Source organism: Bacteroidota bacterium, from assembly GCA_039714315.1.
In the GTDB taxonomy this organism is placed as follows: domain Bacteria; phylum Bacteroidota; class Bacteroidia; order Flavobacteriales; family JADGDT01; genus JADGDT01.
In genome coordinates this window covers 1-4,700 of record JBDLJM010000190.1, presented here as the reverse complement: position 1 = coordinate 4,700, position 4,700 = coordinate 1, and the positions used below count along the sequence as shown (strand labels likewise).

The following is a 4,700-nucleotide window of genomic DNA, read 5'->3' as shown; positions in this document are numbered from 1 at the left end:
AGAATTTTTAGCGGTAATTTTTCCAGTATAATGGATTTTTTAGCGGTAATTTTTCCAGTATAATGGAATTTTTAACGGTAATTTTTCCATTACAGAATTTATATTCGTAATTTTGAATATGAAAAAAATACTAAGGACATTATCATCCGAACTTAAAAGGTATTACAACCTCAATAAGGTTTTAGTAGTAATAGGCGCCAGGCAAGTAGGAAAAACAACGCTTTTAAAGGAGTTAACTTTAGAAGATGGTAATACTTTATGGCTAAATGGCGATGATCCTGCAACAAGAGAAAGACTTACAGAGATTAGTATAGCCTCGATAAAAAGGGTTGTAGGCGAATATAAAACGGTTGTAATAGATGAAGTTCAAAGAATAAAAAATCCCGGTTTATTACTTAAAATGATGGTAGACAATATGGGAAAAGTTCAGTTCATTGCAACAGGATCTTCTTCTCTGGAAATAGCTGAAACTATTTTTGAACCTCTTACAGGAAGGCAGTTCTTATTTCGTTTACATCCATTTACGCTAGAGGAACTTTATAAAGGTAAATCGGTGTTTGAAATAGAGCAGGAACTTCCTTTCCATTTAATTTACGGATGTTATCCCGAAGTTAGTCTGAAACGGGATATATCTGAAAAGTTATTAGAAAATATTGCAGAGCAGTACTTGTATAAGGATGTTTTGATTTGGAAAGATATCAGAAAGCCACAACTATTAGATAAACTTTTAAAACTTCTGGCATTCCAGATAGGTTCGGAAGTATCGGTTTCTGAACTTGCAAACAGCATGAAGGTAAAGTCCGAAACAGTAGAGACTTACATTGATCTGCTGGAGAAATCCTTTGTTATTTTTCGTCTGAAATCTTTCAGCAACAATCCCAGGAAAGAAGTTAGTAAAATGTCGAAAATTTATTTTTGGGACAATGGAATACGAAATGCTGTGATTGGCAATTTCAACGATCTGTCACAACGAAACGATCAGGGCGAACTATTCGAAAACTTTATTATAAGTGAACGAATGAAAATGAATACCTATTTTAGGCCCAAAATAAAAAGCTATTTCTGGCGTACATATAAAAAGAGTGAAGTTGATTATATAGAAGTTGAAGGCGATAATGTTTCTGCCTTTGAAATTAAATGGAATATGAAAAAAAAGCACAGGATAAGTAAGGCCTTTATAAATGCATATCCACAAGCCGCAACTAAGATTATCACTCCTGTTGAGATAGATTTTATACTGGATTACGGGGAGCTATAAGCAACAAAAATTTCCCCGGTTGCACATACGCAGTGGTTCATCGAACTCACCTCTTTACAATATAGGGATGTTCAAATTTAACTACTAAAGTATTATTTAATCTAATAAAATTTCGTTAATCAATTTACTTAATTCATCACCTTTGGTCAGTACCATCATATGTGAACCGTCTTTTATTATGTAATCGTATTTTACATTGCGGATAGGAATAGTATGGTCATTATCTCCGTGAATGTGAACGGTATTTTCTCTGTATTTTTCTCTATCCCATTCAATAATCATTGCAATTGTACGCTTTAAGAAGTCGGGATCTTTATTCTCTAACATTGATACAAATGTATCTTTATCGTAATTTCTATCCGGTTCTACGATAGGTTGAAAGAATAAAGCACCTTTTTTCGACAGATTACCGGAAACCATTTTATAAAGAGGAAATGACTTCTGAAATCGATATCTTGGAGGTAGTTCTTTACTTTTTTTTGCACTTGAAATAAGGATAATTTTTTCCGGGTTTAAAAAATCTCCCATTTCTGTAGCTAACATTCCTCCAAGAGAAACACCTACGAGGTAAAATGTTCGGGAAGTATCTATTTGCTCAGATAATACTTTTGCAAAATCATTCATATTCCAATCTTCTTCAGGAGTGGAATAATGAATGTTTTTTATTTCAAAATTACTGTCGATTTTGAGGTTTTTGAAAAGTCTGTAATCTGCTCCCTGACCGGGAATAAGGTAAACAATAGGTTTGTTTTCTTTTGCAGACAACAGATTAATATTTACTCCCATGAAAAACACAAGCATAAATCCAAAAAGAGATATAGTTTTATTATGTGTAATATTAATTGGCGAGCCTGATGAATTCATTCCTATATTTTTTTACTATAAGCTAATGATAAAAGCCTATTGTTTTAGATCGATCAATAACTTATTTCAGTAATTACGCAGAGCTATATTAACCACGTATAATTGCCCGTAAAATTATAGATATTTTTAGAGAAATAATTAAAGATTCTATATTAATTAGAATATTTACTGCATTGAACTTAAGAGGTTTCGCATATTTATGACATAATGTGTATTTAACTTATCTGAATATTTGTAATATGTTGTTTGTTAGTGGATTGACGTATATTTGTTATCTTTATTAAAAGCAAATTAGTGAAGAAACAAATCCTCATATTATTAATATTTCCTTTATTATTATCGGCTCAGGACAGTATCAAAACCGAGAAGCCTGTAAGAGTTGTTCCATTACTTACAAGCACTCCTCTTATGGGTATCGGAGTGGGTATGGCGGTATCATACGTATACATGGGAGATAAAAGCAATTCTTCTAAATCGCAATTGCAGGTAGGAGGTCAGTACACTAATACCCACAGTTATTCTGTTTACGGGAAAAATATACTCTGGCTAAAGAATAACGATATTTTATCGGCCACAGGGTTTGCATATAACAATATCAACAATGAATTCGATAAAGACGGAACAGAGGTAGCTTACAATGTAAAAACCACTTTACTGACCGAAATACTTATGTTTAGAGTTAGTAATAAATTTTATGCCGGAATACCCTTAAGTTATAAATACATCAATTACGAAGCTATTAGCGAAGGTGGAGAAAGTTTTATTTTCGATAATGGTATGCTCGATGAGCAGTCAGGGGGATTTGGACTTGCATTTAGTTACGATTCACGAAAAAATAAGTATTACCCCATAGATTCCGGCTGGATTACTGCACGTGTTCACTCTAACCCCTCATGGCTGGGAGCAATCAACACTTATCATACATTTGTTTTAGATGGCAGATACTATGCAAAAGGTTTCGGAGAAGAAGATGTATGGGCATGGCAGTTTTATGGTCAGTATAGCTCAGATAAAACTCCTGATAGCGGCCTGCCTACAATTTCCGGAAAATCAATACTTAGAGGGTATCCATCGGGCAAGTACAAAGCACGTTATCAGTCGGGAGTGCAAAGCGAATACAGGTATACAATAAACAATACAAGATTTAGGGTTGTAGGATTTTTTGGGGTGGCTAACCTTTCGGGCGGATCATATGGTGTTGACGGCAGAAGCCGTATGGATGATGGATGGTATACTTCTGAAGGACTAGGTATTAGATATAAACTCCAACAGGCAACCGGAGTAGATTTAAGTCTGGATCTTGTACACAACAGTGATAATGAATTTTCGATGTATCTGAAGCTTAATCAGGCTTTTTAGATACATTCATTTTGACAATGAATTATATAATTATTGAAAAATTGTATAAATATAAAAATTATCGTGATGAAAAATACAAGAGTAAGGTATATGTTGTTTGCTATTTTGATAGTAGTGTTATTTTCAGCTTGTGCAAAAGTCAGCCCGCTAATTGACACAATAATAACTGATAATTCAGCCGGTTTCTGGAGTGGATTATTACACGGACTGATATTGCCTTTTTCATTTATCGGAAGTTTGTTTATGGATGATGTTGCTATATATGCTTATAATAACGTTGGCGGATGGTACGATTTCGGTTTTCTACTGGGAGCAAGTTGCTCAATTGGTGGAAGTAGCCGGGCAACGAAAAGAAAAAAGTGTAATTAACAACATGTAATCATTGTAGATTATGATCAAACTTCTTAAAGCCGACATTACAAAACTTAAAGTTGATGCTATAGTAAACGCAGCCAATTCTTCATTACTGGGAGGAGGAGGTGTTGACGGAGCAATCCACCGTGCAGGAGGTCCTTCGGTTCTTGAAGAATGTAAAATAATTGGGGGATGTGCCACCGGACAAGCCGTAATAACAACGGCAGGAGATATGCCGGCAAAATATGTTATTCATACAGTTGGCCCGGTTTGGAGAGGCGGAGAGCAAAATGAAGATGCTCTGTTGGTAAATGCCTACCGAAACAGTCTGAAACTCGCTGTTGAAAAGGGGTTGAAAACCATTGCTTTCCCCAATATCAGTACCGGAGTATATGGTTTCCCAAAAGACAGAGCCGCAAAAATAGCAGTATCAACAGTTAATAATTTTCCGGATATTAAAAATGTATTGGATAGTGTGATTTTTGTCTGTTATGATGATGAAAATTATATTTTGTATGAGAGTTTGTTAGGGGTAGACCCAGGTTTTTTGTAAAACACTCTAGATATAAGTTTCTTTCTTAAAAACTCAAATCGTCGGCTGGGCCGAGACACGGTTAGTTGATGGGTCAAGTCATATTTTTGGGGAGAAAATTATATAAAGCGTTTGGTTGGACCGATTCAATCTATGGTTTACTGCATTTATTTCTCATTAATGAATAATTAATTGGATGAGGGGGTAAAGTTGACAATATTATATTTTGCACATTGTAAGTAGTCAATTTGTCATCGCCACGAAGTGGCAGATTAATTCAACAAAAGGTATCACCTTTTGTTGAAGGTGCGAAATATGAATACGCCCTGAAAG

5 protein-coding genes are annotated in these 4,700 nt (G+C 34.8%); 4 read left to right on the top strand and 1 reads right to left on the bottom strand.

The window, feature by feature from the left end; all coding sequences use genetic code 11:
- Positions 1-118: 118 nt before the first annotated feature.
- Complete coding sequence (locus tag ABFR62_13110; GenBank protein MEN8139360.1) at positions 119-1,258, top strand: ATP-binding protein; 1,140 nt, start codon at positions 119-121, stop codon at positions 1,256-1,258.
- A gap of 96 nt (positions 1,259-1,354) precedes the next feature.
- Here ABFR62_13110 and ABFR62_13105 read toward each other — a convergent pair whose 3' ends face one another.
- Entirely contained in the window at positions 1,355-2,122 is a 768-nt protein-coding gene (locus ABFR62_13105; protein ID MEN8139359.1) for an alpha/beta hydrolase, read from the bottom strand.
- A 294-nt stretch (positions 2,123-2,416) separates the two neighbouring features.
- Between ABFR62_13105 and ABFR62_13100 the strand changes: the two genes are divergently transcribed.
- The 3 genes from ABFR62_13100 to ABFR62_13090 all read left to right on the top strand — a co-directional run bounded on the left by ABFR62_13100 (position 2,417) and on the right by ABFR62_13090 (position 4,388).
- Positions 2,417-3,481, top strand: coding sequence for a hypothetical protein (locus tag ABFR62_13100; protein ID MEN8139358.1), 1,065 nt, complete (start codon positions 2,417-2,419; stop codon positions 3,479-3,481).
- A gap of 66 nt (positions 3,482-3,547) precedes the next feature.
- The gene (locus ABFR62_13095; protein MEN8139357.1) at positions 3,548-3,850 is read left to right on the top strand and encodes a hypothetical protein; all 303 of its coding nucleotides are present in this window, start codon (positions 3,548-3,550) and stop codon (positions 3,848-3,850) included.
- Positions 3,851-3,872: 22 nt separating this feature from the next.
- On the top strand, positions 3,873-4,388 hold the full coding sequence (locus ABFR62_13090; protein ID MEN8139356.1) for an O-acetyl-ADP-ribose deacetylase: 516 nt from the start codon (positions 3,873-3,875) through the stop codon (positions 4,386-4,388).
- The last annotated feature ends 312 nt before the right edge of the window (positions 4,389-4,700 follow it).